This is a genomic window from Domibacillus sp. 8LH (genome assembly GCF_038806185.1).
Classification (GTDB): Bacteria; Bacillota; Bacilli; order Bacillales; family Domibacillaceae; genus Domibacillus; species Domibacillus indicus_A.
Window position 1 is genome coordinate 1 of sequence record NZ_JAVJNG010000210.1, and the last position, 258, is coordinate 258.

At 42.6% G+C, this 258-nt stretch carries 1 pseudogene; it reads left to right on the plus strand.

The features are described from left to right. Positions 1-258: pseudogene (locus RG959_RS24470) on the plus strand (alpha-N-arabinofuranosidase); the annotation flags it as partial.

Here is a 258-nt window from a genome sequence, read left to right on the forward strand (position 1 = left end):
TATATCTATTCTGCTGCTAGTGAAGAAGGTGATATTTGGGCTCTGCGTCCGTATGTACTTGAGTGCAAAGGTCAAGATCCGCTCAATGATGAGTGGGTTGAGTTGGGTATGATGCAAGCGGCTGAAGGTGATGATAAGTCATTCACTGATTTTTCACTAGATGCGACTATCTTTGAAAATAACGGCAAGCGTTATTTTTGTTGGGCTGAAAAAACCGGTGGGCAATTTGCAGCATCCAACTTGTATTTAGCTGAGATG